Here is a 25,705-nt window from a genome sequence, read left to right as displayed (position 1 = left end):
ACCCCGTCCTTGGCCTATGCTGGCGCCATGACGCCCTTCGCCGAGCTGTGCGCGTTGCAACGCCGCCTGAGCCAGCCCCAGGTGCGCGCCCTCGCCTGGACGCTGAGCGCGCCGCCGCTGCTGGTGGCCGAGGACACCCGCCATCCCCTGGTCGCCAGCGACTGGGCGGCCCACCCCGAGCGGCTGGCGGACTGGCTGCGGCAACAGGACGCGGCACCGGCCGAGTTGACCGCCTGGCTGGCGCAGGGCAGCGACCGGCGCCTGGGGCGGCAATACGAAAGACTCTGGCAATTCGCCCTGGATCGCGCGCCCGGGGTGCGGCTGCTGGCCGCCAACCTGCCGCTGCGCGAAGGCGAGCGAACCCTGGGCGAACTGGACCTGCTGGTGGCGGATGACGAGGGTATCCATCACCTGGAACTGGCGGTGAAGTTCTACCTGGGCGAAGGCGTGCCCACCGCACCGCGCTGGCTGGGACCGGGCGGCGAGGACCAACTGGCGCGCAAGCTGGCCCATCTGCGCGAGCGGCAGTTGCCGCTGTCGAGTACCCCGTTGGCCAGAGCCAACCTGGCCGCGCGGGACATCGCGCCGCCGCGGGCCGCCTTCTGGATGGGGGGCTATCTGTTCCAGCCGCTCGCCGCCGCCCTGCCCTGGCCCACCGGCGCCTTGCCACCGGCGCAACCGCCGCTGTGGTGCCAACGCTCGCGACTGCCCGACGGCCCTTGGGAGGTGCTGCCCAAGGGCCACTGGCTGGCGCCGGCCGTGGCGAGCACGCCCTGCCTGCCGTTGCCGGAGGGCGAGCCGATCTGGCCGCAATTGCTGGTCCGCCGCGATGACCGGGGCGACGAAGCCGCGCGGTTGTTCCTGGTGCCCCCAGGCTGGCCGACTCAACCCGCGGCCAAGGCCGCCAGCTGAGTCTCCAGCGCCCGACGGCCTTGCAGACCGCCACTGTGCACCAGCACCAGGCGGCTGCCCGGGGCCACCGCGCCCCGCTGGATTTCATCCCGGAGCGCCAGCCAGAGCTTGCCGGTATAGAGCGGATCGAGGGCGATACCGGTCTGCGTCTCGAAGTCCGCCATGGCCCGGGCCAGCTCGGCATCGATCCGGCCGAAGCCGCCGCGACAGGCATCCACCAGGCGCCAGTCCGTCGTGGTTCCCCGCGGTAGCAGGGTCGCCAGATTGGCCTCGACGCCCTGCCCCGGCGGTACAGCCAGCCCACCCACCACCTGCCAGGCCGGCTCGGCGGCGCGGATCACTCCGGCCAGGGTGGTGCCAGTGCCGGCCGCCAGCCAGAGTTGCTGGCAGTCCGGCCAGTCCAGGGCAGTGAGGCCCTGGCGCAACTCGGCGGCGATCCCGGCGCAGGCAAGCACCGCCGCTTCATCACATCCCCCTTCGGGAACGGGCAGCAGGTCCGGATAGCGGGCCTGCCAGGGTTGCCAGAAGTCGGGGTCATGGCGACGGCGATAGCCGCCATAGCCGAGCCAGTGCAGGGTCATGCCCCAGGCCTGGAGGTCCTGGACGGTGGGCGTCTGGCAGGGCTCGCCGCGCAGCAGGCCGACAGTGGCGAAACCTTCCTGCTGACCGAGGGCAGCCAGCGCATGCAGGTGATTGGAGTGGACGCCGCCAAGGCTGATGAGGCCCCGACCTTCACCCCGGCGCAGTCGCTCGCGCCAGGGCCGCAGCTTGTAGCCCTTGTTGCCGTTGGCAGCGGGCGGACGCTGGTCCAGACGCAGCACGGCCAGGCGCAGGTCGCGTGCGGCCAGAAGCGCAAGCTGCACCTCCTGGAGCGCAGCGGGGGTAAGGATGGTCATGGCGGTGACGACGCAGGCTCAGAGATTGGCGACGTCGCCATCGCTGTCGTCGCCGCGGTGCTCGGCACAGCGCGTCGAACGCAGGGGATCGAACTGGGCCGGATGCTCGACCCGGGCCACCGGACGACCACAGCGCTCGCCGTCCACCTCGGCCTGGCACACCGGCTGCTGGTGATGCTCCAGCCAACGCTGGTATTGCTCGCGACTGACCTTGCAGTGTTCGGCGACGAAACCCAGGGGGTCGGCGCTGAAACGTGGCACATCCTGGCGCCCGAGGATGAGATGGCCGGCGCCGGGCTGGAAGGTGACGAAGAGGATACCCTGGCGCGCCAGGCGCTCCAGTTGGCCCTCGTTACTGTCGGCGACCAGTTGGGCGCAACGCTCGCGCAGCTGGCGGATGTCGTCCTGCAACTGGCCGTCCAGTTCATCGCGGTACTTGAGTTCCACCTCGCGGATCGCCAGCTGGTTCTTCAGCTCATTCACCGCGGCGGCCACCCGCGCTTCACTCTCGGCTTCGGCCTGGATGCGCAGCGCCTCGATCTTGTAGAGGGCGTTGCGCTCCAGGGTGCGCATCTGTTCGTTGAGTTCTTCGCGCTGCTGGCGGGCCAGGTCGTTCTGCTGCTCCAGGTGCTGGGCCAGGGCGGCATAGCGCACCTCCAGCTCGGCCTTGGCGGTGCGCAGCTCGTCGGCATCCCGCTGCAGCCGTGCCAGGTCTTCCTGGTGCTGCCGAGTGAGCGTGAGCAGGCGGGTGCGCTGGCCAGCGATGAGCTTGTCCAGCGCTTCCTGGTGTTCCTGGGCGAGGATGCGGCGGACCCGCTCCAGGCGCGCCTCGACGTCGATGCCATCGGCGGCGCTGGGATGGTATTCCCCGGCTAGCTCGACCTCGCCATCGCGTGGCGCGACCAGACCCAGGCAGTCGCGAATCGCCTGCCAGTCGTCGTGCTCCTCATCGCTGCGCGGGTCCCAGAGATCACCCTGGTGCCAGGAAATGGCGCATTGGCTGCGGCTGGCCAGGCGGATCGGCCCAGCGCCGAGATCGGGACCGACGCCGCCACGCTCGGCCAACTCCATCAGCGGCAGATCCCATTCGGGCAGCGGGCAACCCTGGGCGTCAAAGGCCAGCAGGAAGAACACCGCGGCCTTGACCCGGCGATGGTCGTCAAGCAGCAGATAGACGAAGCGATGGCGCCGGCCGGCGCAGTCCAGCAGCGGCCCCTCGCCGCGCCAAAGCGCCTGGAAATCGGGAAACAGCAAGGCGCGGTTCACGCCCTGGTCGCCGAACCCCAGCACCACCGGGGTCAGTACCGCCTCTTCGTTAAACGTCTCTGCCATCTGTGCCGCTTGCCCTGTCGATCCCACATGAATACCGAGGCCAGCGTCCGTCCCCGTGACTCGCTCAGCCATAGGCAGGGCGAGGGGTCGATGCGACTGGAGGTGCATCCTACCTCTCCCGGCCGGCCGACGGAGCACTAATGCATCCTCCGCGCTACCTGGTGCGCCGGCAGGCGGATCGCCCAACCGACGCGGCAGGACGGCAGCTTAGCCAATCCTGCGTGGCGCGACGGGGCCTGGACCGGACAATGGGACGGCGGTCGGTTTGGAAAGGATGTTATGAGAGACAGGTCACAGAAATCTTCCCGCTTTGCAACGAAGAGTTACAGCTGAGCGGCAAGTCGCGTGGCCTGATCGATGGCACGCTTGGCATCCAGCTCGGCCGCGACGTCGGCCCCGCCCACCCGATGCACCGCCATTCCCATGCCCAGCAGCTCGCTCTCCAGCTCGCGCAGCGACTCCTGCCCGGCGCAGAGCACCACGTTGTCCACCGCCAGCAGTTGCTCGGTGCCATCGGGCAGGCGCAGGTGCAGACCGGCATCGTCGATGCGCAGGTACTCCACCCCGCCGAAGGCGTGCACTCCACGACGCTGCAGGCGCGCCCGGTGAATCCAGCCGGTGGTCTTACCGAGGCCCTTGCCGGGCTTGCCCGGCTTGCGCTGCAGCAGCCAGACCTCGCGTTCCACGGCCGGTGGTGCCGCCGGGGCCAGGCCGCCGCGGCTGCTGAACGTCGGATCTATGCCCCACTCCCGGTAGAAGGCGGTGATGGGTTCCGCGTCCTGGTGGCCGTGGGTGAGGAAGTCAGCGACGTCGAAGCCGATGCCACCGGCGCCGATCAGAGCGACTCTTCGCCCAACTGGCTGGCGCTCCAACAGCACGTCCAGATAGCCCAGCACCTTGGGATGATCGACGCCGGGGATGGCGGGAATCCGCGGAGTGACCCCGGTGGCCAGGATTACCGAGTCGAAGCCCTGGGCCTGTAGTTCGGCAGCGCTCACCCGCTGGTTGAGACGCACCTCGACGTTCAGCCGCTCCAAACGCCGCTGGAAGTACCTGAGGGTCTCGCCGAATTCTTCCTTGCCGGGAATGCGCTTGGCGACGTTGAACTGGCCGCCGATGCGCTCGCTGGCTTCGAACAGCACCACCTGGTGGCCGCGCTCCGCCAGGGTGCAGGCAGCGGCCAGGCCGGCCGGTCCGGCCCCGACCACCGCATAGGTGCGCGGCTCGGCGGTGGGCAGGATCTGCAACTCGGTCTCATGGCAGGCGCGGGGATTGACCAGGCAACTGGTCAGCTTGCCGGCAAAGGTGTGGTCCAGGCAGGCCTGGTTGCAGGCGATGCAGGTGTTGATCTCGTCGGCCCGGCCAGCGGCGGCCTTGGCGACGAAGTCCGCATCGGCCAGCAAGGGGCGCGCCATGGACACCAGGTCGGCCTGGCCGGCGGCAAGGATGCGCTCGGCCACCTCGGGGGTGTTGATGCGGTTGGTGGCGATCAGCGGCACGCCCACCCGGCCCTTGAGCTGGGCGGTGACGGCGGCGAAGGCTCCGCGCGGCACCAGGGTGGCGATGGTGGGAATGCGCGCCTCGTGCCAGCCGATGCCGGTGTTGATCAGGCTGACGCCCGCGGCCTCCAGCCAGAGCGCCAGCTGCAGGCACTCCTCGGGGGTACTGCCCTGCTCCACCAGATCCAGTAGCGAGAGGCGGAAGATGATCAGGAAATCCGGCCCGGTCGCTGCGCGGATGCGCTCGACGATGGCCAACGGCAAGCGGCAGCGATTGGCGAAGTCGCCACCCCAGCGATCACTACGATGATTGGTCCGCGCGGCGATGAACTGGTTGATGAAGTAGCCTTCCGAGCCCATCACCTCGACACCGTCGTAACCGGCCTGTTGGGCGAGCTGCGCGCAGCGCACGAAGGCGTCGATCTGGGCTTCCACCTCGGCGTCCGCGAGTTCGCGGGGCGTGAAGGGATTGATCGGGGCCTGCAGCGGCGAAGGTGCCACCAGCTGCGGATTGTAGGCATAGCGGCCGGCATGCAGGATCTGCAGGCAGATGCGCCCGCCGGCGGCGTGCACCGCGTCCGTCACCGGACGATGATGCTCGGCTTCCTCGGCAGTGGTCAGCTTGGCGGCGCCCTTGGCCACCGCGCCCTCTTCGTTGGGTGCGATGCCGCCGGTGACGATCAGCCCCACCCCGCCCCGCGCCCGTTCGGCGAAGAAGGCCGCCATGCGGGCGAAGCCGCCCGGACGCTCTTCCAGCCCCGTGTGCATGGACCCCATTACCACGCGATTGCGCAACCTGATCGACCCCAGCTGCAGGGGTTCGAGCAGATGCGGATAGGTATCTTCAGGGGTGGTATTACTGAGGGCGAGGTCGATCATGGCGGTCTCCGGTCGGTTGGCCCTTCTCAGGAGGGCCTGCCGTCACGATAGGAGCCCTGCGCCCAGGTCTCAATCACCGCAAATGACAACCTCTTTACCCAAATGTACAGCCGTGGCTTGGCAGAGGCGTCCAGGTCTCCTACCCTGAGCACCTTTGTTTCGCCCGGCCGCACGCCGGGCCCGCTGCGGAGTGTCAATGCGCAAGCTCGTGTTCCTGGTGCTGATCGCCCTGTTCGCCGTGCTGGCGGGCTGGGTGGCCCAGCGGCCAGCCTTCCATTACCTGTCGGATCTGCGCAGCAGCCTGGCGGTGGACCTGGCCACCACGCCCACCGCGGCCAGCACCGGCAACCTGCTGGGCATAGAGCCCGAGCTGTTCGCCCTGGACTACGGCAATCCCGAGCGCCTGAGGCTCAAGCTCGATGCCTACCTGGACAATGCCCGGCGCCTGGGCCTGCTCGGCGCCCACACCGTGGTGGTGCTGCCCGAGCACCTGGGCACCCCGCTGGCGCTGATGGGCGAGAAGCCCGAGGTCTATGCCGCGACCCAGACCGCAGACGCCTTCCACTGGCTGATGCTGGGCAATCCCCTGCGCTTCGCCCGCGCCTGGTTCCAGGCCGAAGGGGACCAGCGCCTGGCCGACAGCCTGTTGCGCATGAAGGCCTGGGACATGGCCAGCGCCTACCAGCAACTCTTCGCCGGCCTTGCCCGCCGCTACCAGGTCATTCTGGTGGCCGGCTCCATCGTCCTCCCCAGTCCGAGCCTGGTGGAGGGAGAACTCCAGGTCGGCACCGGCCCTCTGCGCAACGTCACCCTGGTGTTCGGTCCCCAGGGTCAACCGCTCGGGCCGGCGCTGGTGCGGCCGTTGCCCGGCCAGCAAGGGGGCGAAGACCTCAGCCCGCCGTTACTGCGGCTGGACACCGCTCTGGGCCGCCTGGGGGTTATCCAGGGCAGCGATACCACCCGTGCCGGGGTGCTGGACGATCCCCAGGTGGACCTGCTGGCCATTCCTGCCCTGGCCTCGGGGGCGACCCCGGCGCCAGCGCCCTTCGATGCTCAGCGCCTGCGGGCGGCCGGCATCCGCGCCGCCCTGGAAGTCCGGCTGCACGGCCGGCTGTGGGAATGGCGTGCCGACGGTGCCAGCCAGGGCTTCACCCCGGATGCGACAGCGGCGACCGATCCGGCCCACGGTGGCGCCAAGCTGATCAACCTGCGGCTATGAGCGGTCCGGCGCTACGCCTAGGCGATCTGTCCACCGGCTTCGTGCTGGCGCTGGCTGCCGCGGTGACGGCGCGCGGTGCGGATGCCGAAAGCCTGCTGAGTCGCTTCGGTCTCACCGCGGCGCGGCTGGCCGAGCCTGGTGGGAGGCTGTCGATTCCCCACTACATGCGCCTCGGTCACGCCGCCCTGGAAGTGACCGGCGATCCGGCCCTGGGACTGGCCATGGGCCGGGCGATGCGCCCTGCCTTTCTCGGCCTCGCCGGGGTCACCGTGGCCCAGGCCCCGGACGTGCGCCACGCGGCAGAGACGCTGCTGCACCTGGAGCCACTCTATGGGCGCAACTACCGTGGCCATTCGCGTTGGGCCGCCGCAGGGCGCGACGCCTGGCTGCACTTCTATAGCATCAGCCCCTACAACGGCTACAACAGGTTCGTGGTCGACGTGGTGCTCAGCGCCTGGCTGGCGCTGCTGGGCAGCGTGGCCGGCGCACCCCTGTATCCACGCCGTGTGCTGATCGAATACCCAGCGCCCGCCGACCTCTCCCCCTACGAGGCCGCCTTCGGTTGCCCGGTAGAATTCGGCGCAGCGGAGAACGCCCTGTCGCTCGACGCCGCGACCCTGGCCCTGCCCGGCCCCGACCACTGCCCCGCCACCTGGCGCCAGCTGCTGGCCCTCAGCGCCGCCGAACATGAACGTCTGACCCGCACCCGCGGCCTCACCGAACGGGTGGTGGAGGTCATGGGCCCGCTGCTGCGCCATGGCGAGCCGACCCTGGAGCAGATCGCCAGCCGCCTGCGCCTGCCGCCCTGGACCCTGAGACGCAAGCTGGCGGACGAAGGTACCCAGTACCGCGCCCTGCTCAATCTGACCCGCCGCGACCTGGCCCTGGCCTATATCCGCGACACCGAAGCCAGCTTCGGCGAGATCGCCTACCTGCTGGGTTTCGCCTCTCCCGCCGCCTTCCAGCGTGCCTTCAAACGCTGGACCGAGCAGACGCCTGGGGACTGGCGGCGCCACTCTCGCCTCGCCTGACGTCTCGCTCCAGCGCTCTACCAGTCGCTGCCCTGCCCCAACAGGTCCAGGGCGTGGTGGCGTAATTCCAGCAGCCGGGGATCGTCGCGCCGGCGGGGATACGGCCGGTCGACGACGATCTCGGCCAGCACCCGGGCCGGGCGCGCCGAAAACACCAATACCCGGTCACACAGCAACAGGGCCTCCTCGACGTCATGGGTCACCAGCAAGGCGCTGTAGCGTTGCTGCTGCCAGAGGCGGATCAGCTCGCTCTGCATGGCGATGCGGGTGAGGGAATCCAGCTTGCCCAGGGGCTCGTCGAGCAGCAGCAGCCGCGGCTCGTTCACCAGCGCCCGGGCCAGGGCCGCGCGCTGAGCCATGCCCCCGGACAGCTGGCGCGGATAGGCGTGGCGAAACTCCAGCAGACCGACGCGGCGCAGGGCCTCGTCCACCCGCGCGCGCTGGCTGGCGAGCAACCCCCGGGCCTGCAGGCCGAGGGCGACGTTGTCCCAGACGCGGCGCCAGGGGTAGAGGGTGGGGTCCTGGAACATCAGGACGCGGGAGTGATGCGGCCCAGGGATGGCAGCACCGTCGGCCAGCAGGCTGCCACTCTGCACCGACTCCAGGCCTGCCACCAGACGCAGCAGGGTCGACTTGCCGCAGCCCGAGGGGCCCAGCAACCCCAGGCTCTCGCCAGCGGCCAGGTGCAGATCGACCCGCTCCAGCACGGGCAGGGGGCCATCCGCCAGTTCGAAGGCATGGCTCAGGCCGCGTACCTCCAGACTCATTCCCGCTGTTTCGCGGACCAGGGAAGCCGTTGCACTCACCATTTCATCGTCCCCTTCTGCCAGGACAGCACCCGGTCACGGATGGCGAACAGCAGGGTGATCAATCCCGAGCAAAGCAACGCCATCACCAGCAGCGCCGCATACATGTTGGCGTAGGCCGCCCAGCCCTGGGCCCACTGTAGATACCAGCCCAGGCCGGCCTTGACCCCCATCATCTCGGCCACCACCAGCACCGAGAAGGACGCTCCCAAGCCCATGAACAGGCCGACGAAGACCTGGGGCAAGGCCGCCGGGATCGCCACCCGCAGAATCAGGAAGGCATTGCTCGCCCCCAGGGTACGCGCCACCTCGTAGTAGGCGCGGTCGACGCTGGCGACGCCGGACCAGGTCAGCACCGTGACCGGGAACCAGGTGGCCAGGGCGATGAGGAAGACGCTCGCGCTCCAACTGGTGGGAAAGAAGAAGAAGCAGATCGGCAGCAACGCGGTGGACGGGATGGGACCGAGCAGGCGCAGCACCGGATGCACCCAGTAGCCGATGCGCTGGGACCAGCCGATGGCGAGACCGGCGAGAAAACCGCAGAGGGCACCGGCGATGACCCCGTTGAGCAACAGCCAGAGGGAGTGCGCCAGACTCAGGCCCAGTCGCGGCCAGTCGTCGACGAACACCTCGACCAGTGCCTGGGGCGGGGCGAAAAAGGGCACCGGCAGCAACCGTAGCTTGGCCGTCACCAGGGTCCAGAGGCCCAGCAGCAGGGGTAGCGCGATCAGCCAGGGACCCGCGCGCCGCAGCCTCGCCAGCAGTCGTTCGCTGCGTCCGGACAGCAGCGCCAGCAGGGCCAGGAGCGCGGCGACCACCGTGGCCGCCACGGCCAGTTCGCGGGTGAAGGGCCAGGGCCGTCCGTGCTCGGGATAGAACGGCAGGAACAGCGCCAGGGCCAGCCAGGCCGCCGCGGCCAGCAGCCCACCCCGCCAGGTGAGCGCGGTCGCCTGGACCGGTTGGAGGCGCTCAAGCGAAGACGTCGGCATGGATGCTCTCCGCGAATTCCAGGGGGTCGGTCCGCGGCCGCAGGACCTCGATCTGCTTGAGGTCGCGGGCGTAGACGGCGATTTCCTTGACGAAGGCCTCGCCCACCGAATAGTGGGCATGGGTGTGCTCCCGCAGGATGGCCAGCAACTCCTCCCGCGAGCTGTTCACCGTGAGCGGCAGGAAGCGTTCGGCCACCGCCTCGGGATGCTGCGCGGCCCAGGCGTGGGCCTGCAGGATGGCATGGGAGATGGCCGCTGCCACCGGCTTGTCCTGGCGTGCCAGGGTGCCACTGACCCCGATCACGCAGCAGCTCAGGTTGGCATAGTCTTCCGTCAGGTTGTTGGACAGCTCGACGATGCCAGGCCGCTGCTTGACGCGATACATCATGGGGTCCGAGCCGCTGGCCGCCTGGATCTCGCCCTTATCCAGCGCCGGGCCCAGCAGGTCCACCGGATAGACCCGCCAGGTGATGTCGCGGCTGGGGTCGACGCCATGGCGCTTGAGCATCAGGGCGAAGAAGTTCTTGTCCGCCGCGGCCATGTCGGTGACCCCGATGGTGGCCCCCTTGAGCGCCGCCAGGTCAGCGGGGCCGCCCTCCCGCGCCAGCAGCCGCAGGCAACCGCCGTGGGTGCCGCCGGTGAGCTGGACGTCGAAGCCCTGCTCCAGCGCCTTGAGCCAGCGCAGGGCCATCCCCACCGCGGCGTCGGCCTTGCCGGTGGCCATGGATTCCAGCAGCACCTCGGTGGAGTTGCCGAAGTTGACGAATTCCACGTCCAGGTTGTGCTGCTTGAAGATGCCCTGGGTATCGGCGACGGTCACCGGTGCCAGGCAGACGGCGTTGAGATTGACCGCCAGCCGCACCTTGCGCGGCTCCGGCAAGGCCCAGCGGGCGGTGTCCCGTAGGAAATCCACCGGGCTGGCCGCGGTCGCCGCCCCATGGCCGGCGTGCCCTGCATGGACAGCGCCCGCCTCGGCGGCGAAGCCCAGCCGGCCGACCAGCGCGGCGGCGGTAGCGACGCCCGCCATGCCGAGCAGCCGGCGGCGATTGAAAGTATGAATGGTCATGAAGCCTCCTGAACGTGTTCGGGCAGGCTCCACAGCGTCGGGTGGCGTGCCGATGAGTGTGTAAAGCGGTCGACCAAGGCTGCGACGGCCGCGGCAAGCCGCATCCGGCCATCCCCGAGAGGTATGATTTCGCCCGCGGCGCGCTTTAGCATAAGGCCGTGCCAGAGCGGTCTATGCGATCCCAGGCCAGGCGCACGGCGCCCGTTCGCTCACCCAATCTCCGCACGGTGGGCTGTGCCGGAAGACCGCGAGGAATCGCAGCAAAGCTAGCCAGCAGCGCGACGGTAAAGCACCGGAGGTGCCTCGGTAAAATTCAATTTAGAGCTAATCTAATATGCAAAATGGACATCTAATGCGAATCGAGCTCAGGGTACGCCGGCACCTGGCGTCGTCAGCCGCCGGGGAGTCATCACGCAGCCTGACGAGTCTATGTGGCCAGACCCGTCTTCCGGCATCGCTCAGGTCTTAACCATGTTCAAAGCCTTGCTCGCCCTGTTCCTCCTGACCCTCGGTACCAGGCTGCACGCCGCCGACGCGCCCGCCACCGCACCGGCCAGCCTCGATCCCCAGCAGGCGCGCCAGGTCGCGGCCCTGCTGCAGGATCCGCAACGCCGCCAGGAGCTGATCCTGGCCTTGCAGGCCATCGCCAGCCAGCCGGCGAGCGCGGCCGGAAAGAACACGGCGCCGGCAACCGCGGCAACCGCCACTGCGCCGGCCACGGCTGCCACCCCGGCGGCGGGTCAGGAAAAGGCGTTGGTGCCCCTGGAGGCCAATGGCCTGATCGCCCAGACGCTCAGTCGCGTCGGTCGCTGGGCGGACAACCTGGGCAGCGAACTGAATCAGGTGCAGCGGGCGGTACGCACCCTGCCGGACTGGTCGCGCGCCAGCTTCACTTCCGAAGCGGGGCGCCGGGCCCTGCTGCAGGCCCTGCTGACCCTGGCCACCCTGTTCGCCGCCGGCCTGGTCGTCGAATGGCTGATCCGCCGGGCGCTCCGGCAACCCCGGCAACGACTGCAGCGCCATGCCGATCACGCCGACAGTCGCGCCCGACGCCAAGCCCAGCAGGCAGCGGCCCAGCAGCCGCCGGCGACCTCGGCAGCCGCTGCCGAGGAGGCTGCCACCCGCCCGGCCGAGCCCGCGGTGGCTCTGGTCAAGACCCAGCGCGATGGGGTGGATCAGCTCGAAGCGGTGCCCATCGCGCCGGCCGATAGCGCTGCACCCGTGCCCGATGAGCCGGCGCCCGCCTCCGCCCCGACCGACCCAGCACCCGCCAGGCCCGCCCGGCGCAGCGGCGAAGAGCACTGGACCACCCTGCGGCATCTGCCCTTCGCCCTGGGGCTGCTGGTGCTGGAAACGCTGCCGCTACTGGCCTTCTGGGCCATGGCGGCGCTGCTCATCCACTATCTGGTGGGGTCGGATGCCAGCCTGCGCGAGCTGGTCGGTGGCTTCCTCGGCGCCTACCTCACCACCCGCCTCGCCCTGATCGTCACCCGCTTGCTCATCGACCCCGCCGCCCATGGCATCCGCCTGCTCAAGGTCAAGGCAGCCCTGGCCTGCACCCTGCTGCGCTGGCTGCACGCCTTCGTCGCCCTGATCACCTTCGGCCTGGCCCTGGCCCAGGCGGCGGACATCCTCGGCGCCAACCAAGCCGGCCGCGAGGCCATCGTCAAGCTGGTGTCGCTGCTGGCGCACCTGTTGGTGGTCGGGCTGATCTTCCACATCCGCCGCCCGGTCGCCGCCCGCATCGCCGGGCGCCAGGACGGCAGCGGCGCCCTGACCGTGCTGCGCGCCTGGCTGGGCCAGGTTTGGGCGCTGTTCGCCGCCGTGTTCGTCATGGGCGGCTGGACCATGTGGGCACTGGACATCGAGGACGGCCTGCCGCGCCTGATGAACTTCATCGCGCTGTCGGCCGGCATCGTCATCCTCGGACGGCTGGCGGCGGTGTTCCTGCTCGGTCTGCTGGGACGCCTCTTCCAGCCCGCCAGCGGTGACGAGAGCGCTCCCCCGACGGCCAATCTGCAGCGCTACTATCCGTTGGCCCGCTGGCTGGTGGGGGTGATCGTCACCCTGATCACCGCCCTGGCCCTGTTCCAGTCCTGGGGCTGGAACGTGGTGGACTGGTTCGAGGATGGCAGCATCGGGCGCAGTCTGCTGTCCGCCTTCCTCACCATCCTGATCGCTGCACTCATCGCCGTGGCGATCTGGGAAGGCGCCAATGTGGCGGTCAACCGCCGCCTGAGCAGCTGGACCGAGCGTGGCGATACCGTCCGCGCGGCGCGCCTGCGCACCCTGCTGCCCATGCTGCGCACCGGCCTGTTCATCCTGGTCGCCCTCATCGTCGGCCTCACCGCCCTGAGCGAACTGGGTATCAACACCACCCCCTTGCTGGCCAGCGCCAGCATCATCGGCGTGGCCCTGGGCTTTGGCTCGCAGAAGCTGGTGCAGGACTTCATCACCGGTATCTTCCTGCTGCTGGAGAACGCTATGCAGGTAGGCGATTGGGTCACCGTGGCCGGGGTCTCGGGTACCGTGGAATACCTGTCGATCCGCACCGTGCGGCTGCGTGCCGGGGATGGCTCGCTGCACATCGTGCCCTTCAGCTCGGTGTCAGCGGTCAACAACATCAATCGCGGCATCGGCAACGCCGCCCTGCGCATCAGCGTGGGCTACGGGGAAGACATCGAGCGCGCCATCGCCGAACTCAAGGACATAGGGGCCGGCCTGCGCGCCGACGAGGCCTTCAAGGACCTGATCCTGGCCGACCTGGAAATCTGGGGCGTGGATGCCGTCGACGGCTCCATGGTCACCCTCGCCGGGCAGATGAGGTGCATCGACAAGGGCCGCTGGGGCGTGCAGCGCGAACTCAACCGGCGCATCCTTGAACGCTTCCGCGAACGCGGCATCGAGATCGCCAATCCGCGCGCCAGTCTGCTATTGCCGAGCGAGACCGGCGCTGTGCCCTCGGCCCCCATCCAGCCACGCCCTACGGAGTGACCGTGCACTATCGCCTGGACGCCTTCAATGGCCTCATCATCGACGCTACCTCGCTGCCACCCGACCGCGAGGCCTTCGCCCCGGCGCTTGCCGATCTGCTCGATCAGGCGCGTCGCGAAGGGCGCAATTTGGTCTGGCTCACCCTGCCACTGGCCCTCGGCGAACTGGTCGGCGTCGCCACGGCGGCGGGTTTCGTCTTCCACAATTGTCTCGAAGAGGAGCTGACGCTGGTCTGGCGCGGCACGCCGACCGCTTTCGCGCCCTTCGTCCCCACCCACAGCCTCGGCGTGGGTGGCCTGGTGCTCAACGACCGGGACGAATTACTGGTGATCCGTGAGCGCGGCAGTCAGGGCTACAAGCTGCCGGGCGGCCACGTCGAGCTGGGCGAGGACCTGGCGCCCGCGGTGATCCGCGAAGTCTGGGAGGAGACCGGCATCCACAGCGCCTTCCGCGCCGTGGTCGGTCTGGTGACCACCCATCCTTACCGCTTCGGCAAGGCCAACCTCTATGTGGTCTGCCGCCTCGATCCGCTGAGCGCGGACATCGCCATCCAGGACCCGGCGGAGATCGAGGATGCCCGCTGGCTGGCGTTGCCCGACTACCTGACGGACCCGGGCAACAGCGCCTTCAACCGCGAGCTGGTGCGCAGCCTGGCCCGGGGCGAGGGGCTAGCCCCTAGTACCCTGAACAGCGAGCGTTATCCCAAGGCCGAGGTCTTTCTCGCTCAGTCGTCGAAGGACTGATCCATGCTCTCGGCGGGGTGGGCATCGCGCGGGTGCCCAACCGGCCGGGCGGGGATGCCCACCACGGTGGTGTGGGGCGCCACGGGATGCAACACCACGCTGCCGGCACCGACCTTGGCGCCTTCGCCGATCTCCAGGTTGCCGAGGATCTTCGCCCCGGCGCCGATCATCACTCCCTTGCGCACCTTGGGATGGCGATCGCCCTGCTCCTTGCCGGTGCCACCGAGGGTCACCTGCTGGAGGATGGACACGTCGTCTTCCACCACCGCGGTCTCGCCGATGACGATACCGGTGCCATGGTCGAGCATGATGCCCCGGCCCAGCTGCGCGGCGGGATGGATGTCGATGGCCAGCAGCCGGTTGCAACGCGCCTGCAGGTGCAGGGCGAGGAGGCGCTCGCCGCAGGCCCAGAGGGCATGGCCCAGGCGATGGGCCTGCAAGGTCAGGAAGCCCTTGGAGAAGAGGAAGATCTCCAGCAGGCTGGCATAGGCCGGGTCCCGCGCCAGTACTGCCTCCAGGTCGGCGCAGGCGGCCAGCACCAGGTCCGGCAATTCGGCATGCAAGGCCATGAAGCGCCAGGCGAGTTGCTCGGCTTGGCGCGGGTCCTCCGCCAGGGCGTCGGCGCAACGGCGCGCCAGGGCGCTGGCGAGATCGTCGGGCTGCAGCAGCGCCCGCGCCAGACCATCGGCCAGGGCCGGTGCCTCATGGCGCCCCGCCTCGGCCTGGGCGCGCAGAAGTTGCCAGAGTTCGGAAGCGGAGCGAGGAGGCATGGCGGACAGCGTTCCTAGAGAAGAGGGTCGTCAAGCTTAGCGGGCATGGCCGGCAACGTCTTGTACATCAGCGTGGTGCTGTCGCGCCGCTCGGGCTGCCGGGCATCCAGGGCATAGCCGGGAATCCTGCCCGCTACCTGGTAGCCCAGGGATAGATAGAGCGGCTCGGCGTGGTCGTCGCTACGGGTATCGAGGGTAAGGAGCTCCCGGCCATGGGCGCGGGCGGCGTCTTCGAGCCGTTGCATCAGCTGCCGGGCGATGCCCAGGCGGCGATACTCGGGATGGACCAGCAGCTTGACCACCTCGGCACGATGCGGCTGGTTGGCCGGGGTGTCGAGCACCAGTTGGACACTGCCGACCACCCGCTCCTCGTGGAGCGCGGCGAACAGCAGCCGAGCGCCGCGCGCGACGCCTGGCGCCACGCTGTCCTGCCAGAAGCCGCTATTGACGGCCGCGGCCAGCGGCAGGATGAAGCCGATGCTCGCGCCCTCGGTCACGCAGGCGGCGAGTAGTCGCTGGAAATCCTCCAGATGGGCATTGAAGCGCGTAGCGTCGAGCTGCTCGATGGAAAACCTGACAGACATGACTTACCCCTCAGACGAGAAACAGCAGATAACGGGCACCGGCCTTGCCACTGAGAAAACGGCTGCTACCCCAGAGCCGATAACGCAGGCAGTCACCCACGCCGAGGCGATGGTGCTGCTCCTCCACCCAGAGTTGCAGCTCGCCGTCGAGCATCAGCAGATGGTGTTCGAGGCCGGGACGGGGCGAACTCTCGTAGCGAATGTCCACGCCCGGACCCAGTTGGCTCTCGATCACCTCCCCCGCCAACGCCCGGGACGGCGGCGATACTGAGCGGCGGGTGAACGCCTGGACGGGATCGGCCCAAAGTTGCTGTGCCGACCGGGGTACCTGGGCTGGAAAACCGGCCTCAACGCTATGCAACAGCCGGGTGAGGGTCAGGCCATAGGCCGTGCAGAGCTGGCCGAGGACCGCCGTGGTCGGGCTGACCTCGGCATTTTCCAGCCGCGACAGGGTGGCCCTACTCACGCCACTGCGGCTGGCAAGCTGTTCCAGTGAGAGGCCCTGCTCCAACCGGAGTGCCTTGAGTCTGAGGGCCAGGTGTTCGTCGAGCATGCCTTTCTCCCATTTTTGGTAATTTTTCCCACAAACGGGAAACCCTTGCAACCCCGGTTGGTTGCCAGACAAAAAGCAAGAAGCTGAATCCCTCTATCGCCTTAAACTTTATCGGAGGAAGTATTCGAAATTCCTTCCGCTATTCAGGCACTCGGCGTGCCTTGTGAAATTCGCTCAAAAATCCTTAGCCATTCTCTTCTTTTCGCTAAATTACCTTCACCACGAAAGAAGTTATTAAGCCGCTGAGGCTATCGACTATTCGCGGGCCTCGCCGGCATCCTGCCAAGAACCTTATTGCGCCTTCGCCGTCTCATCTGATGCATGCAAAACCCAGGATTTAAGAGCCTTGCAGCAAGATATTTCAAAATGTTTCACATAGGCACCCAGACTTCCCACTGCCTGAGCGAAATCCTTGAACGAAAACCTCTACAGCCCCTGTACAGCATTCTACGAAGGGCTCTAGACCCTAAGATCATCCACTCAAAGTTATATCGAACCTGAACCCGGTCTAACAAAACTCCCCTCTATCGCTTATCCAGAACTCGCTTCCATTGGCGCTACTCTCAATTAGCGGATCGCTTAGTCTTTGGGGCACGGCGTTCGGATTCTTTCCTTTGCACTCAGGAGAAGTTCTTATGGCTAACAAGAGCAGCAATCCAGGCAACTTCGCCAACAACCGCGAGCGCGCCGCAGAAGCCGGCCGCAAAGGTGGTCGGGCCAGTGGTGGCAACTTCGCCAACAATCCCACACGGGCCTCGGAAGCTGGACGTAAGGGAGGCCAGAACAGCCACGGTACTCGTCGCAGCGAGGCGACGAGCGAGGCGGCGCCGACCTGAGGTAGCCTGATCCACCGGCAGCCTCCTGGTATCCGACATCGTGGGAGGCTGTCTGCCCTAGCTCGCGCCCGACGTCTCCGAATCAGCGTCCCCGGCCTTCCGGCCATTGCCCAAAGCGTCACAACTCACATAACTGCATGACCGTGCTACTTTTATCGGATAGTCAGGGTGTTCCTCCCGGGTTCGCTCCTTCCCCTTCCGTCCGCGCGTGCCGGTGCCCATGCTCGATAACATCCGCATCCAGAACAAACTCTTCGCCGGCTTCGCCGCCATCATCGCCCTGGTCGTGCTGCTGCTCTGGCTGACCTACGCCGCGCTGCAGAGCCTGGTCGACGCCAATCGTTGGGATCGCCACACCGCCGAGGTCCTGCTGGCAGTCACGGCGCTGGACAACAACCTTCTCGAGACCCGCGCCAAGCTGCGCACCTACTGGTATTCCGGTGCACCCGCCGACGCCGATACGGCGCGTCAAGCCCTGCCGCAACTGGCCAGCGCCCTGCGTACGCCCCAGCAGCTGACCCAGGACAATCCCGAGCAACAACAGCGCTTCGCCCGCCTGGCAGCGAGTCTCGACGACTGGCGGCGGAATACCTTCGACACCCTGCTGCGCCTGCGCGAGACCGGTAACCTGACGCCAACCCAGTTGGCCAACGAGCCCCTGATCACGGCCCTGAATACCCAGGTCGCCGACATCCGCCAGCAGATCCAGAGCATCGCCGACGAAGAGCGCAAGCTGACGGCGCAGCGGGCCGGGCATACCGAGAGCACCCGCAATCGCCTCACCTGGACTCTGTTGGCCGGCGGAACGCTGTGCGTCGTGCTCGCCGCGCTGATCGCCTGGGTCCTGTCCCATGGCCTGCTGCGTTCGATTCGGGGCCTGACCGACACCGTGGCGCGGATTTCCGCCGGCGAAGGTGGCGCCCGCGTCCAGGTACGGGGTCGGGACGAGCTGGGCCAGGTGGGCCTGGCCTTCAACCAGATGGCGCAGCAGATCCAGGATGACCACGCCCGCGAACAGGCGCTGACGCAGCGCCTGCGCGATGACGTCGATGACCTGCTGGGGGTGGTCAACAAGGCCGCCGCAGGCGATCTCACCGGGCGCACCTCGGTCAGCGGCGACGACGCCATCGGCCAATTGGCCCGTGGCCTGGGCAAGATGATCGAGGACCTGCGCGGCATGCTCACCAAGGTCCAGCGCGCCGGTATCCAGGTAACCTCCTCCACCACCGAGATCGCCGCTTCGTCCCGCCAGCAGGAAGCCACCAGCATCGAACAGGCGCAGACCAGCGTGGAAGTCCTGAGCACGACGCGGGAAATCGCCGCCAACGCCAATGCCCTGCTCAAGACCATGGAGGAAGCCGTGCAGGTGGCCGACGAGACCACCCACGGTGCGGTCCAGGCGCGCAGCAACCTGGCGAGCATGGACACCACCATGCAGCGCATGGTCGCCGCGACCGACTCGATCAACGCCAAGCTCGCGGCGCTGTCGGAAAAGTCCAGCCACATCAACAAGGTCCTGACCACCATCACCAAGGTGGCGGACCAGACCAACCTGCTGTCGCTCAATGCCGCCATCGAGGCGGAAAAGGCCGGTGAGGCAGGTCGCGGCTTCTCGGTGGTGGCCACCGAGATCCGCCGGCTGTCGGACCAGACCACCGCCGCCACCGACGACATCGAGCAAATGCTCAAGGACATGAATTCCGCGGTTTCCGCCAGCGTCATGGGCATGGACAAGTTCTCCGAGGAGATCCGCCGTAGCGTCCAGGAGGTAGCCAGCGTCAGCGACCAGTTGGCCGAGGTCATCGAGGACGTGCAGAAACTGCCGGCGCGGTTCGACATCGTGCTGGAGGGCATGCAGTCCCAGGCAGTGGGTGCCGTCCAGATCGCCGAGACCATCACCCAGCTCAACGACAGTACCCAACAGACCACCGAGGCGCTCAAGGCCACCAGCGAGGCGGTCCAGTATCTGCAGCAGGCCGCCCAGGACCTGCAGAGCAGCGTCGCCACCTTCTCGGTCAACCGGTGACGATGCAGATCCTGGCCTTCCAACTGGCCGAGGCGGCCGCGGCCCTGCCGACGGCGGTCATCCGCCAGGTACTGCCCTATCTGCAGCTCACCCGCTTTCCCGCGGCGCCTGCCGGGGTCGCCGGGTTGATGAACCTGCATGGCGCGGCGGTGCCGGTAGTCGACCTCACCGCCATGAGCGGCGGACGCGGCGCCCGGGCGCGGCAGGACACCCGCATCCTGCTGGTAGACTATCCATTGTCCACGCCGGGCGGCGGCAGCCGGCCGCTTGGCCTGGTGGTGGAAGGCGTCGCCGGCGTACGCCGAGTGACGGCCACCCCGCCACGGCCGGCGGGTATCCCACTGCCCGACTACCCCTGGCTGGGCGAGGTGCTGGAAACCCCCGAGGGCCTCTGGCTCTGGCTCGACCTGCCACGCCTGCTCTCGCCCAGCCTGGCCGCGCTGCTGTTCCAGGAGGCCGCGTGAGACTCGATCCGCGTCTGGCGCCCCTGGTGCGATCCCGCACGGGCCTGGCCATCGCCGACGACATGTTGGGACGCGCCATTCGCCAGCGGCTGCGCGAGCGCCAGGAAAGTGATGCGGAGACCTATATGGCGCGCATCCTCGACGATGAAGGCGAATTCGCCGACCTGCTGGAGCTGCTGGTCATCCCGGAGACCTGGTTCTTCCGCGATCCCCAGGCCATCACCCACGCGGCCCGTTTCGCCCAGGAGCGCCACGCGCGCAGCGGTCGCCCCGTGCGGCTGCTCAGCCTGCCCTGCTCCACCGGCGAGGAACCCTACACCCTGGCCATGGCGCTGTTCGATGTCGGCCTGCCGGCCAGCGCCTTCCAGGTGACCGCTGTGGACATCAACGAACCTTCCCTGGAACGGGCCAGGCGCGGCCTCTACGGCCGCAACTCCTTCCGCGCCAAGGACCTGGGCTTTCGCGAGCGCTATTTCAGCGCCGAGGGTGATCGGCACCGCCTGGCCGAGTCGGTGCGTGCCCAGGTGCGCTTTCGTCAGGGCAATATCCTCCAGCTCGGCAGCCTGCGTGACGGTGCCCTCTTCGACGTGGTGCTCTGCCGCAACCTGCTGATCTACTTCGACGACCAGACCCAGGGCCGCGCCCTGAGCCACCTGGCCGCCCTGCTGCACGACGACGGTCTGCTCTGCGTCGGCAGCTCGGAAATGGTCAGCGCCATGCGCCACGGCTTCGCCAGCCTGGGCGTGGCCCAGGCCTCGGCACTGGTCAAGCGCCAGGCACAGGTAGCGGATGCCGTCCGCTCCCCGACCGTCGCCGCCCCGCCACGGCGCAAAGCCTCACCCCGTCAGGCCCCAGCGCCCCGTGCGCCAGCGCCGCCGCGCAGTCGCGCGCTGCCCGTCGACGCCCCCGCGCCACCTGCGCCACCGCCGGCCCTGGAGCAGGCGCAGCGGCTGGCCGATGCCGGCCGCGGTGCCGAAGCCGAAGCCCTGCTACGCGCCCTACTCGAACAGGATCGCAGCCAGGCCGGTGCCCATTTCCTGCTCGCCCTGATCCTGCCCGACGAACGCGCCGCCGAAGCCGAGCGGGCGCTGCGCCAGGCGCTCTACCTGGAGCCCGCACACTACCCTGCGCTGTGCCGGCTGGCGCTGATCTGCGAGCGCGCCGGACGTCTCGACGAAGCCGGCCGCCTGCGTGAGCGGGCAGCGCGCATCCAGCCCGCTGCCGGGGATCGGGCATGAGCCTGGACCGCGAACTGGCCGATACCGAGCGGGCCGCCTGGGCCGAGCGCTATGCGGCGCCCCTGGCCGATACCCAGGCGCGCTCGCTCAGCGCCCTGGTGTTTCGCCTCGGCGGGGAATGGCTGGGGCTGCCGGGCAGTTGCCTGGTCACGGCCACCGAGCCCACTGCCGCCCATCGGGTGCCCCATCGCCGCTCGCCGCTGCTGCGCGGCATCGTGCCGGTGCGCGGCCAGCTGTATCCCTGCATCGCCCTGGACCTGTTGCTCGCGGTTGCTCCCGCCAGCCACCGCCAGGGCTTTCCGCGCCTGCTGCTGATCCGTATCGGCCGCCGCGACTGGGCGCTTCAGGTCGACGAGGTGCTGGGCCTGCAACGCTATGCACCGACCGAGGTGCAGGCGCCGCCGGCGACCCTCGGCGGCGAGTTGCTCAGCTATCTCGGCGGGGTCTATCGCGAAGGTCCGCACCAGGTCGGACTGATCGAGCCGGCGCGCCTGGAGCGCGCCCTGGAAGAGGCCCTGCGATGAGCCAGCCCCCGCGCGACGTGCGCGAGATGTCGCTGTACGACCTCTTCGCCAGCGAGGTGCAGAGCCACCTGCAGGCGCTGGACGCCGGCCTGCTGCGCCTGGAGCGCGATCCCGCCGATATCGCCGTGATCGAGCCGATGATGCGCGCAGCCCACTCGATCAAGGGCGCCGCCCGCATCGTCGACCTGGATGGCCTGGTCGAACTGGCCCACGCCATGGAGGATTGCCTGGTGGCCGTGCAGGCCGGCCAGCGCCGTCTGGACGCCGCCGCTATCGACCAACTGTTCCGCTGCGTCGATGTCCTCGGCGAGGTCAGCCGCCTGGATGAGGCCGCCAGCCAACGCTGGCAGCGCGAACAGCGCGAGGCCCAACGCGCCCTGGCCCAGGCCCTGAGCGCCGCCGACGCCGACGTGGCGCCGAGCTCGGCAGCAACGCCGCCCAGCCTGCCGACGTCCACCGTCGCGGCCGCCGTGGAAGAGCCGCCCGAGGCCGAGCGCGCCCGGGACCCCCTGCGGGTCGACAGTGGCCGCTTCAACGAGATTCTCGCCCTCACCAGCGAGGCCCGGGTGATGGGCCTTGGCCTGCATGGCCTGGTGCAGGGCTTCCAGGGCTATCGCGGCGAACTGCAGGCGCTGTTCGGCCAGGCAGCGGCGGCAAGTAACGAGTTGCGCCAGCGCCAGGAGGGGCTGCTGGATCGCTATCAGCAACAGCTGCAGGCCCTGGAAGCCTACGAACGCCGCCTGCTCGGTGTCTGCCAGGGCCTGCTGGACGAGGTGCTCGGGGTGCGGATGCGCCCGCTGCGCGACGCCGTGCAGGGCTTTCCGCGGCTGGTGCGCGATCTCGCCAGGAGCCTCGACAAGGACGCCACCCTGCAGGTGGACGGCGCCGATACCCTGATCGACCGCGAGGTGCTCGCGCGTCTGGAAAGTCCGCTCAATCATCTGCTGCGCAACGCCCTCGATCATGGCCTGGAAACCCCGGCCGAACGCCGTGCCCTGGGTAAGCCGGAGAGCGGCCAGATCCGCCTGGAAGCCCGCCACGTCGCCGGCCGCCTGCATGTGAGCCTGCATGATGACGGTCGTGGCCTGGATCTGGAGCGCATCCGGGCCGCGGTGATCGCCCGCCGCCTGAGCCCGGCCCCGGTCGCTGCCTCGCTGAGCCCGGCCGAGTTGCTGGAGTTCCTGCTGTTGCCCGGTTTCAGCCTCAAGGAAACGGTTACTGAGCTGTCCGGACGCGGCGTGGGCCTGGACGTGGTGGCCGATGCCATCCGCGCCCTGGACGGCGAGGTGCGCCTGGAAACCCGTCCGGGTGAAGGCTTCAGCACCCATCTGCTGGTGCCGGTCAGCCGTTCCATCGTCCGCGCCCTCATCGTCGACATCGCCGGCGAAGCCTACGCCCTGCCGGTCAACCGCATCGAACGGGTGCTGCGCCTCGCCGCGAACGAGGTGCATACCCTGGAGGGCAAGGCCTTCTTCCTGCTCGGCGCGGATCGCCTGGGCCTGGTGTCGGCCCATCAGTTGCTCGAACTCGACGCCGGCCCTCCTGGCGATGACCTGGCGGTGCTGGTGATCGGCAGCGGTGAACGGCGCTACGGCCTGGTAGTGGATCGTCTGCGCACCGAGCAGGGCCTGGCGCTCAAGCCGCTGGACGACATCTTCGGCAAGCTGCGCTCGGTCACCGCCGGTGCGTTGCTCGACGATGGCAGCCCGGTGCTGCTGCTGGACGTGGCCGACCTGCTGACCGGCATCGAGCGCTTGCTGGGCGAAGGCCGGCTGCGCCAGGTGCAGGGCAGCCAGGTCGCCGACAGCCGGCGGGTCAAACGCATCCTGGTGGTGGACGACTCCCTCACGGTGCGCGAGATGGAGCGCAAGCTGCTGGAGGGCCAGGGCTACCAGGTGGAGGTGGCGGTGGACGGCATGGATGGCTGGAACGCCGTGCGCGCCGGCGATTTCGACATGCTGCTCTCGGACATCGACATGCCGCGCATGAACGGCATCGAGCTGGTGGAGCTGGTGCGCCGCGATCCCCGCCTGCACGCCCTGCCGGTGATGATCGTCTCCTACAAGGACCGCCCGGAAGATCGGCTCAAGGGAATGCAGGCCGGTGCCGATTACTATCTGACCAAGGGCAGCTTCCATGATGACGCCCTGATCACCGCCGTGCAGGACTTCATCGGAGCCCCATGAGAATCGCCATCGTCAACGACCTGCTGCTGGCCACCGAGGCCCTGCGCCGCCTGCTGGCCAGCGATGGGCGTCACACGGTGGCCTGGATCGCCCACGATGGTGAGGAAGCCGTGGCGCGCTGCGCCGAGGATAGACCCGATCTCATCCTCATGGACCTGCAGATGCCGCGCCTGGACGGCATCGAGGCGACCCGCCGGATCATGGCGCAGTCGCCCTGCGCCATCCTGGTGGTCACCGCTACTCCGGACGATTGCGAAGGGGTGTTCCGCGCCATGGGCGCCGGTGCCCTCGACGTGACCGCCACCCCGGCCCTCGCCGGGGGCGCCGACGGTGGCGCCCTGCTGCGCAAGATCAGCCGTATCGAACCCCTGGTGCGCCTTCCCGAGCGGGCCGCCCAGCCGGCGCTGCCGACGGCCGCCAAGCCCACGGACACGCCGCGCGAGGCACCCGGCGCGCTGGTGGCCATCGGCGCCTCCACCGGCGGTCCGGCGGCCCTGGTGACCCTCTTCGACGGCTGGGCACCGACCCCCCAGGCCAGCGTGGTGCTGGTCCAGCACATCGACCGGCGCTTCGCACCCAGCTTCATCGGCTGGCTCGGCACCCAGATCGCCTGGCCGGTGCTGGCCGCCATGCCGGGTGCCCTGCCCCAGCCCGGCCAGGTCAGCGTCGCCCTGGGCGACGACCACCTGCTGCTGGACGACCAGGGGCGCTTCACCTATACCGCCGAGCCGGTCGATTATCCCTATCGGCCCTCCGTGGACGTCTTCTTCACCGGCCTCGCCGGTCATGCACAGCGCGGTCGCAACGCTCTCGGCATCCTGCTCACCGGCATGGGCCGCGATGGCGCGAACGGGCTGTATGCCCTGCGCCAGAGCGGCTGCCCGACCCTGGCCCAGGATGAGGCCAGTTGTGCCGTATACGGCATGCCTGCAGCTGCGGTTAGAATGGGTGCGGTGGAACGGGTGCTCAGCCCTGCGCAGATTGGCGCCTGGCTGCAACGGCGCTTCGGCACTGGCTCGCGGAGCCCGATATGACAGGTCGCCAACAGGAGCGTTGGACGATGCAGCGGCAGGGATCGGCCAAGTTGAGATGCGGGACGCCCGGCCCCGCGCGCAGAAGGACTCGTAGTAATGGCCACGCACGAGGGTAGCCCCCCGGACAGCCTGATCGCCCCCAAGGTGCGACTGCTGCTGGTGGACGATCAGCTGATCATCATCGAGGCCTTGCGGCGGATGATCGCGGATCAGCCCGACATCGAACTGCATTACTGCCTGGATGCCCACCAGGCGGTGACCATGGCGCAGCAGCTCAAGCCCACCGTGGTGCTGCAGGACCTGATCATGCCCGAGATCGATGGTCTGGAAACCGTCCGCCGCTTCCGCGCCGACCCGGCGCTGCGCGACGTGCCCATCGTGGTGCTCTCCTCCAAGGAAGACCCCCAGGTCAAGGCACAGAGCTTCGCCACCGGCGCCAACGACTACCTGGTCAAGCTGCCCGACAAGCTGGAGCTGCTGGCCCGGGTGCGCTACCACTCCGAAGCCTACGTCCTGCGCGCCCAGCGCGACGAGGCCTTTCGCTTCCTGCGCGAAAGCCAGCGGCAACTCGCCGAGGCCAACATCCAGCTGCAGAAACTGGTCGCCATCGACAGCCTCACCGGCATCAACAACCGACGGCATTTCGACCAGACCTACGAAGGCGAATGGCTGCGCGCCCGCCGCAGTCGCCAGCCGCTGGCCCTGCTGCTCTGCGACGTCGACCACTTCAAGCGCTACAACGATACCTACGGCCACCTGAGCGGCGATCTCTGCCTGAAGAAGGTGGCCGCGGTGCTGACCGAACAGCTCAAGCGCCCGGCGGACCTGGTGGCCCGCTACGGTGGCGAGGAATTCGCCATGGTGTTGCCCGACACCGACGCCGAAGGCGCGCGCAAGGTCGCCGAAGCCTGCCGTGCCGGGGTCGAACGCCTGCAGGTGGCCCACAGTGGCAGTGAACTGGGGATCGTCACCATTTCCATCGGCGTCGGCAGCATCCAGCCGCAAAGCGGTGACGACCACGAAGCCTTCATCGAGCGGACCGACCAGGCGCTCTACCAGGCCAAGGCCAGCGGCCGCAACCGGGTGGAACTGGTGAACGGGTCCGCCAACGATGCCTGAATCCG

The 25,705-nt window shown here is 68.6% G+C and carries 22 protein-coding genes; 13 read left to right on the top strand and 9 right to left on the bottom strand.

The window, feature by feature from the left end; all coding sequences use genetic code 11:
* The first annotated feature begins 27 nt into the window (after positions 1–27).
* Positions 28–912: a DUF1853 family protein gene (locus QZ471_RS03730; RefSeq protein WP_295460997.1), complete on the top strand. Its 885-nt coding sequence runs from the start codon at positions 28–30 to the stop codon at positions 910–912.
* Here QZ471_RS03730 and QZ471_RS03725 read toward each other — a convergent pair.
* The 3 genes from QZ471_RS03725 to QZ471_RS03715 all read right to left on the bottom strand — a co-directional run bounded on the left by QZ471_RS03725 (position 885) and on the right by QZ471_RS03715 (position 5,518).
* Entirely contained in the window at positions 885–1,808 is a 924-nt protein-coding gene (locus tag QZ471_RS03725; protein ID WP_295460995.1) for a pyridoxal-phosphate dependent enzyme, read from the bottom strand. The two genes, QZ471_RS03730 and QZ471_RS03725, sit on opposite strands and share 28 nt — an antisense overlap.
* 18 nt (positions 1,809–1,826) lie before the next feature.
* Positions 1,827–3,140, bottom strand: coding sequence for a chromosome partitioning protein ParA (locus QZ471_RS03720; RefSeq protein ID WP_295460994.1), 1,314 nt, complete (start codon positions 3,138–3,140; stop codon positions 1,827–1,829).
* Between the two features lie 323 nt (positions 3,141–3,463).
* Positions 3,464–5,518 carry an NADPH-dependent 2,4-dienoyl-CoA reductase gene (locus QZ471_RS03715; RefSeq protein WP_295460993.1) on the bottom strand — a complete coding sequence of 685 codons (2,055 nt, stop codon included), beginning with the start codon at positions 5,516–5,518 and terminating at the stop codon, positions 3,464–3,466.
* 196 nt (positions 5,519–5,714) lie between these two features.
* Here QZ471_RS03715 and QZ471_RS03710 point away from each other — a divergent pair, with 196 nt between their 5' ends.
* Both QZ471_RS03710 and QZ471_RS03705 read left to right on the top strand, forming a co-directional pair.
* Positions 5,715–6,737, top strand: a complete 1,023-nt coding sequence (locus QZ471_RS03710) for a carbon-nitrogen hydrolase family protein (protein WP_295460991.1) — start codon at positions 5,715–5,717, stop codon at positions 6,735–6,737.
* Entirely contained in the window at positions 6,734–7,768 is a 1,035-nt protein-coding gene (locus QZ471_RS03705) for an AraC family transcriptional regulator (protein ID WP_295460989.1), read from the top strand. Before QZ471_RS03710 ends, QZ471_RS03705 begins: the two co-directional genes overlap by 4 nt.
* Positions 7,769–7,785: 17 nt before the next feature.
* Here QZ471_RS03705 and QZ471_RS03700 read toward each other — a convergent pair whose 3' ends face one another.
* The 3 genes from QZ471_RS03700 to QZ471_RS03690 are packed head-to-tail and all read right to left on the bottom strand — an operon-like array spanning position 7,786 to position 10,629.
* Positions 7,786–8,535 carry an ABC transporter ATP-binding protein gene (locus tag QZ471_RS03700; protein WP_295460987.1) on the bottom strand — a complete coding sequence of 250 codons (750 nt, stop codon included), beginning with the start codon at positions 8,533–8,535 and terminating at the stop codon, positions 7,786–7,788.
* A gap of 35 nt (positions 8,536–8,570) precedes the next feature.
* Complete coding sequence (locus QZ471_RS03695; RefSeq protein WP_295460986.1) at positions 8,571–9,563, bottom strand: ABC transporter permease subunit; 993 nt, start codon at positions 9,561–9,563, stop codon at positions 8,571–8,573.
* Positions 9,544–10,629, bottom strand: coding sequence for an ABC transporter substrate-binding protein (locus QZ471_RS03690; RefSeq protein WP_295460985.1), 1,086 nt, complete (start codon positions 10,627–10,629; stop codon positions 9,544–9,546). The genes QZ471_RS03695 and QZ471_RS03690 overlap by 20 nt, the downstream gene beginning before the upstream one ends.
* 471 nt (positions 10,630–11,100) lie before the next feature.
* Between QZ471_RS03690 and QZ471_RS03685 the strand changes: the two genes are divergently transcribed.
* Together QZ471_RS03685 and QZ471_RS03680 are read left to right on the top strand one after the other, a co-directional pair.
* Complete coding sequence (locus QZ471_RS03685) at positions 11,101–13,623, top strand: mechanosensitive ion channel domain-containing protein (protein ID WP_295460984.1); 2,523 nt, start codon at positions 11,101–11,103, stop codon at positions 13,621–13,623.
* A gap of 2 nt (positions 13,624–13,625) precedes the next feature.
* Positions 13,626–14,366 (top strand): NUDIX domain-containing protein, encoded by a 741-nt coding sequence (locus QZ471_RS03680; RefSeq protein WP_295460983.1) that lies wholly within the window; start codon positions 13,626–13,628, stop codon positions 14,364–14,366.
* On the opposite strand, the gene cysE is transcribed toward QZ471_RS03680, so the two are convergent.
* Genes cysE through QZ471_RS03665 form a run of 3 tightly spaced genes read right to left on the bottom strand, consistent with a single transcriptional unit; the run spans position 14,348 to position 16,273 of the window.
* Positions 14,348–15,136 carry a serine O-acetyltransferase gene (gene cysE / locus QZ471_RS03675; protein ID WP_295460982.1) on the bottom strand — a complete coding sequence of 263 codons (789 nt, stop codon included), beginning with the start codon at positions 15,134–15,136 and terminating at the stop codon, positions 14,348–14,350. The two genes, QZ471_RS03680 and cysE, sit on opposite strands and share 19 nt — an antisense overlap.
* 14 nt (positions 15,137–15,150) lie before the next feature.
* Complete coding sequence (locus QZ471_RS03670) at positions 15,151–15,720, bottom strand: GNAT family N-acetyltransferase (RefSeq protein WP_295460980.1); 570 nt, start codon at positions 15,718–15,720, stop codon at positions 15,151–15,153.
* A 10-nt stretch (positions 15,721–15,730) separates the two neighbouring features.
* Positions 15,731–16,273, bottom strand: a complete 543-nt coding sequence (locus QZ471_RS03665; RefSeq protein ID WP_295460979.1) for an XRE family transcriptional regulator — start codon at positions 16,271–16,273, stop codon at positions 15,731–15,733.
* A gap of 635 nt (positions 16,274–16,908) precedes the next feature.
* Here QZ471_RS03665 and QZ471_RS03660 point away from each other — a divergent pair.
* The 8 genes from QZ471_RS03660 to QZ471_RS03625 all read left to right on the top strand — a co-directional run bounded on the left by QZ471_RS03660 (position 16,909) and on the right by QZ471_RS03625 (position 25,700).
* On the top strand, positions 16,909–17,109 hold the full coding sequence (locus tag QZ471_RS03660; protein ID WP_295460978.1) for a general stress protein: 201 nt from the start codon (positions 16,909–16,911) through the stop codon (positions 17,107–17,109).
* 220 nt (positions 17,110–17,329) lie between these two features.
* Complete coding sequence (locus QZ471_RS03655) at positions 17,330–19,135, top strand: methyl-accepting chemotaxis protein (RefSeq protein WP_295460976.1); 1,806 nt, start codon at positions 17,330–17,332, stop codon at positions 19,133–19,135.
* A 2-nt stretch (positions 19,136–19,137) separates the two neighbouring features.
* Complete coding sequence (locus tag QZ471_RS03650; RefSeq protein WP_295461457.1) at positions 19,138–19,599, top strand: chemotaxis protein CheW; 462 nt, start codon at positions 19,138–19,140, stop codon at positions 19,597–19,599.
* Positions 19,596–20,837 carry a CheR family methyltransferase gene (locus tag QZ471_RS03645; protein ID WP_295460975.1) on the top strand — a complete coding sequence of 414 codons (1,242 nt, stop codon included), beginning with the start codon at positions 19,596–19,598 and terminating at the stop codon, positions 20,835–20,837. Before QZ471_RS03650 ends, QZ471_RS03645 begins: the two co-directional genes overlap by 4 nt.
* A complete protein-coding gene (locus QZ471_RS03640; RefSeq protein WP_295460973.1) occupies positions 20,834–21,361 on the top strand; it encodes a chemotaxis protein CheW in 528 nt (175 codons plus the stop codon). Before QZ471_RS03645 ends, QZ471_RS03640 begins: the two co-directional genes overlap by 4 nt.
* Complete coding sequence (locus QZ471_RS03635; protein ID WP_295460972.1) at positions 21,358–23,547, top strand: response regulator; 2,190 nt, start codon at positions 21,358–21,360, stop codon at positions 23,545–23,547. The genes QZ471_RS03640 and QZ471_RS03635 overlap by 4 nt, the downstream gene beginning before the upstream one ends.
* A complete protein-coding gene (gene cheB / locus QZ471_RS03630; RefSeq protein WP_295460970.1) occupies positions 23,544–24,581 on the top strand; it encodes a chemotaxis-specific protein-glutamate methyltransferase CheB in 1,038 nt (345 codons plus the stop codon). Before QZ471_RS03635 ends, cheB begins: the two co-directional genes overlap by 4 nt.
* A 96-nt stretch (positions 24,582–24,677) precedes the next feature.
* Positions 24,678–25,700 (top strand): PleD family two-component system response regulator, encoded by a 1,023-nt coding sequence (locus QZ471_RS03625; protein WP_295460969.1) that lies wholly within the window; start codon positions 24,678–24,680, stop codon positions 25,698–25,700.
* Positions 25,701–25,705 lie beyond the last annotated feature (5 nt).

The organism is uncultured Pseudomonas sp. (genome assembly GCF_913774235.1).
Taxonomy (GTDB): domain Bacteria; phylum Pseudomonadota; class Gammaproteobacteria; order Pseudomonadales; family Pseudomonadaceae; genus Chryseomonas.
Note: the sequence above shows the minus strand (reverse complement) of the source record. Positions and strands in the feature narration are given on the sequence as shown.

Coding starts and splice junctions, on each gene's coding strand:
- QZ471_RS03730 (WP_295460997.1), top strand. CDS start 28: ATGACGCCCTTCGCCGAGCTGTGCGCGTTGCAACGCCGCCTGAGCCAG.
- QZ471_RS03725 (WP_295460995.1), bottom strand. CDS start 1,808: ATGACCATCCTTACCCCCGCTGCGCTCCAGGAGGTGCAGCTTGCGCTT.
- QZ471_RS03720 (WP_295460994.1), bottom strand. CDS start 3,140: ATGGCAGAGACGTTTAACGAAGAGGCGGTACTGACCCCGGTGGTGCTG.
- QZ471_RS03715 (WP_295460993.1), bottom strand. CDS start 5,518: ATGATCGACCTCGCCCTCAGTAATACCACCCCTGAAGATACCTATCCG.
- QZ471_RS03710 (WP_295460991.1), top strand. CDS start 5,715: ATGCGCAAGCTCGTGTTCCTGGTGCTGATCGCCCTGTTCGCCGTGCTG.
- QZ471_RS03705 (WP_295460989.1), top strand. CDS start 6,734: ATGAGCGGTCCGGCGCTACGCCTAGGCGATCTGTCCACCGGCTTCGTG.
- QZ471_RS03700 (WP_295460987.1), bottom strand. CDS start 8,535: ATGAGTCTGGAGGTACGCGGCCTGAGCCATGCCTTCGAACTGGCGGAT.
- QZ471_RS03695 (WP_295460986.1), bottom strand. CDS start 9,563: ATGCCGACGTCTTCGCTTGAGCGCCTCCAACCGGTCCAGGCGACCGCG.
- QZ471_RS03690 (WP_295460985.1), bottom strand. CDS start 10,629: ATGACCATTCATACTTTCAATCGCCGCCGGCTGCTCGGCATGGCGGGC.
- QZ471_RS03685 (WP_295460984.1), top strand. CDS start 11,101: ATGTTCAAAGCCTTGCTCGCCCTGTTCCTCCTGACCCTCGGTACCAGG.
- cysE (WP_295460982.1), bottom strand. CDS start 15,136: ATGCCTCCTCGCTCCGCTTCCGAACTCTGGCAACTTCTGCGCGCCCAG.
- QZ471_RS03670 (WP_295460980.1), bottom strand. CDS start 15,720: ATGTCTGTCAGGTTTTCCATCGAGCAGCTCGACGCTACGCGCTTCAAT.
- QZ471_RS03665 (WP_295460979.1), bottom strand. CDS start 16,273: ATGCTCGACGAACACCTGGCCCTCAGACTCAAGGCACTCCGGTTGGAG.
- QZ471_RS03660 (WP_295460978.1), top strand. CDS start 16,909: ATGGCTAACAAGAGCAGCAATCCAGGCAACTTCGCCAACAACCGCGAG.
- QZ471_RS03655 (WP_295460976.1), top strand. CDS start 17,330: ATGCTCGATAACATCCGCATCCAGAACAAACTCTTCGCCGGCTTCGCC.
- QZ471_RS03650 (WP_295461457.1), top strand. CDS start 19,138: ATGCAGATCCTGGCCTTCCAACTGGCCGAGGCGGCCGCGGCCCTGCCG.
- QZ471_RS03640 (WP_295460973.1), top strand. CDS start 20,834: ATGAGCCTGGACCGCGAACTGGCCGATACCGAGCGGGCCGCCTGGGCC.
- QZ471_RS03635 (WP_295460972.1), top strand. CDS start 21,358: ATGAGCCAGCCCCCGCGCGACGTGCGCGAGATGTCGCTGTACGACCTC.
- cheB (WP_295460970.1), top strand. CDS start 23,544: ATGAGAATCGCCATCGTCAACGACCTGCTGCTGGCCACCGAGGCCCTG.
- QZ471_RS03625 (WP_295460969.1), top strand. CDS start 24,678: ATGGCCACGCACGAGGGTAGCCCCCCGGACAGCCTGATCGCCCCCAAG.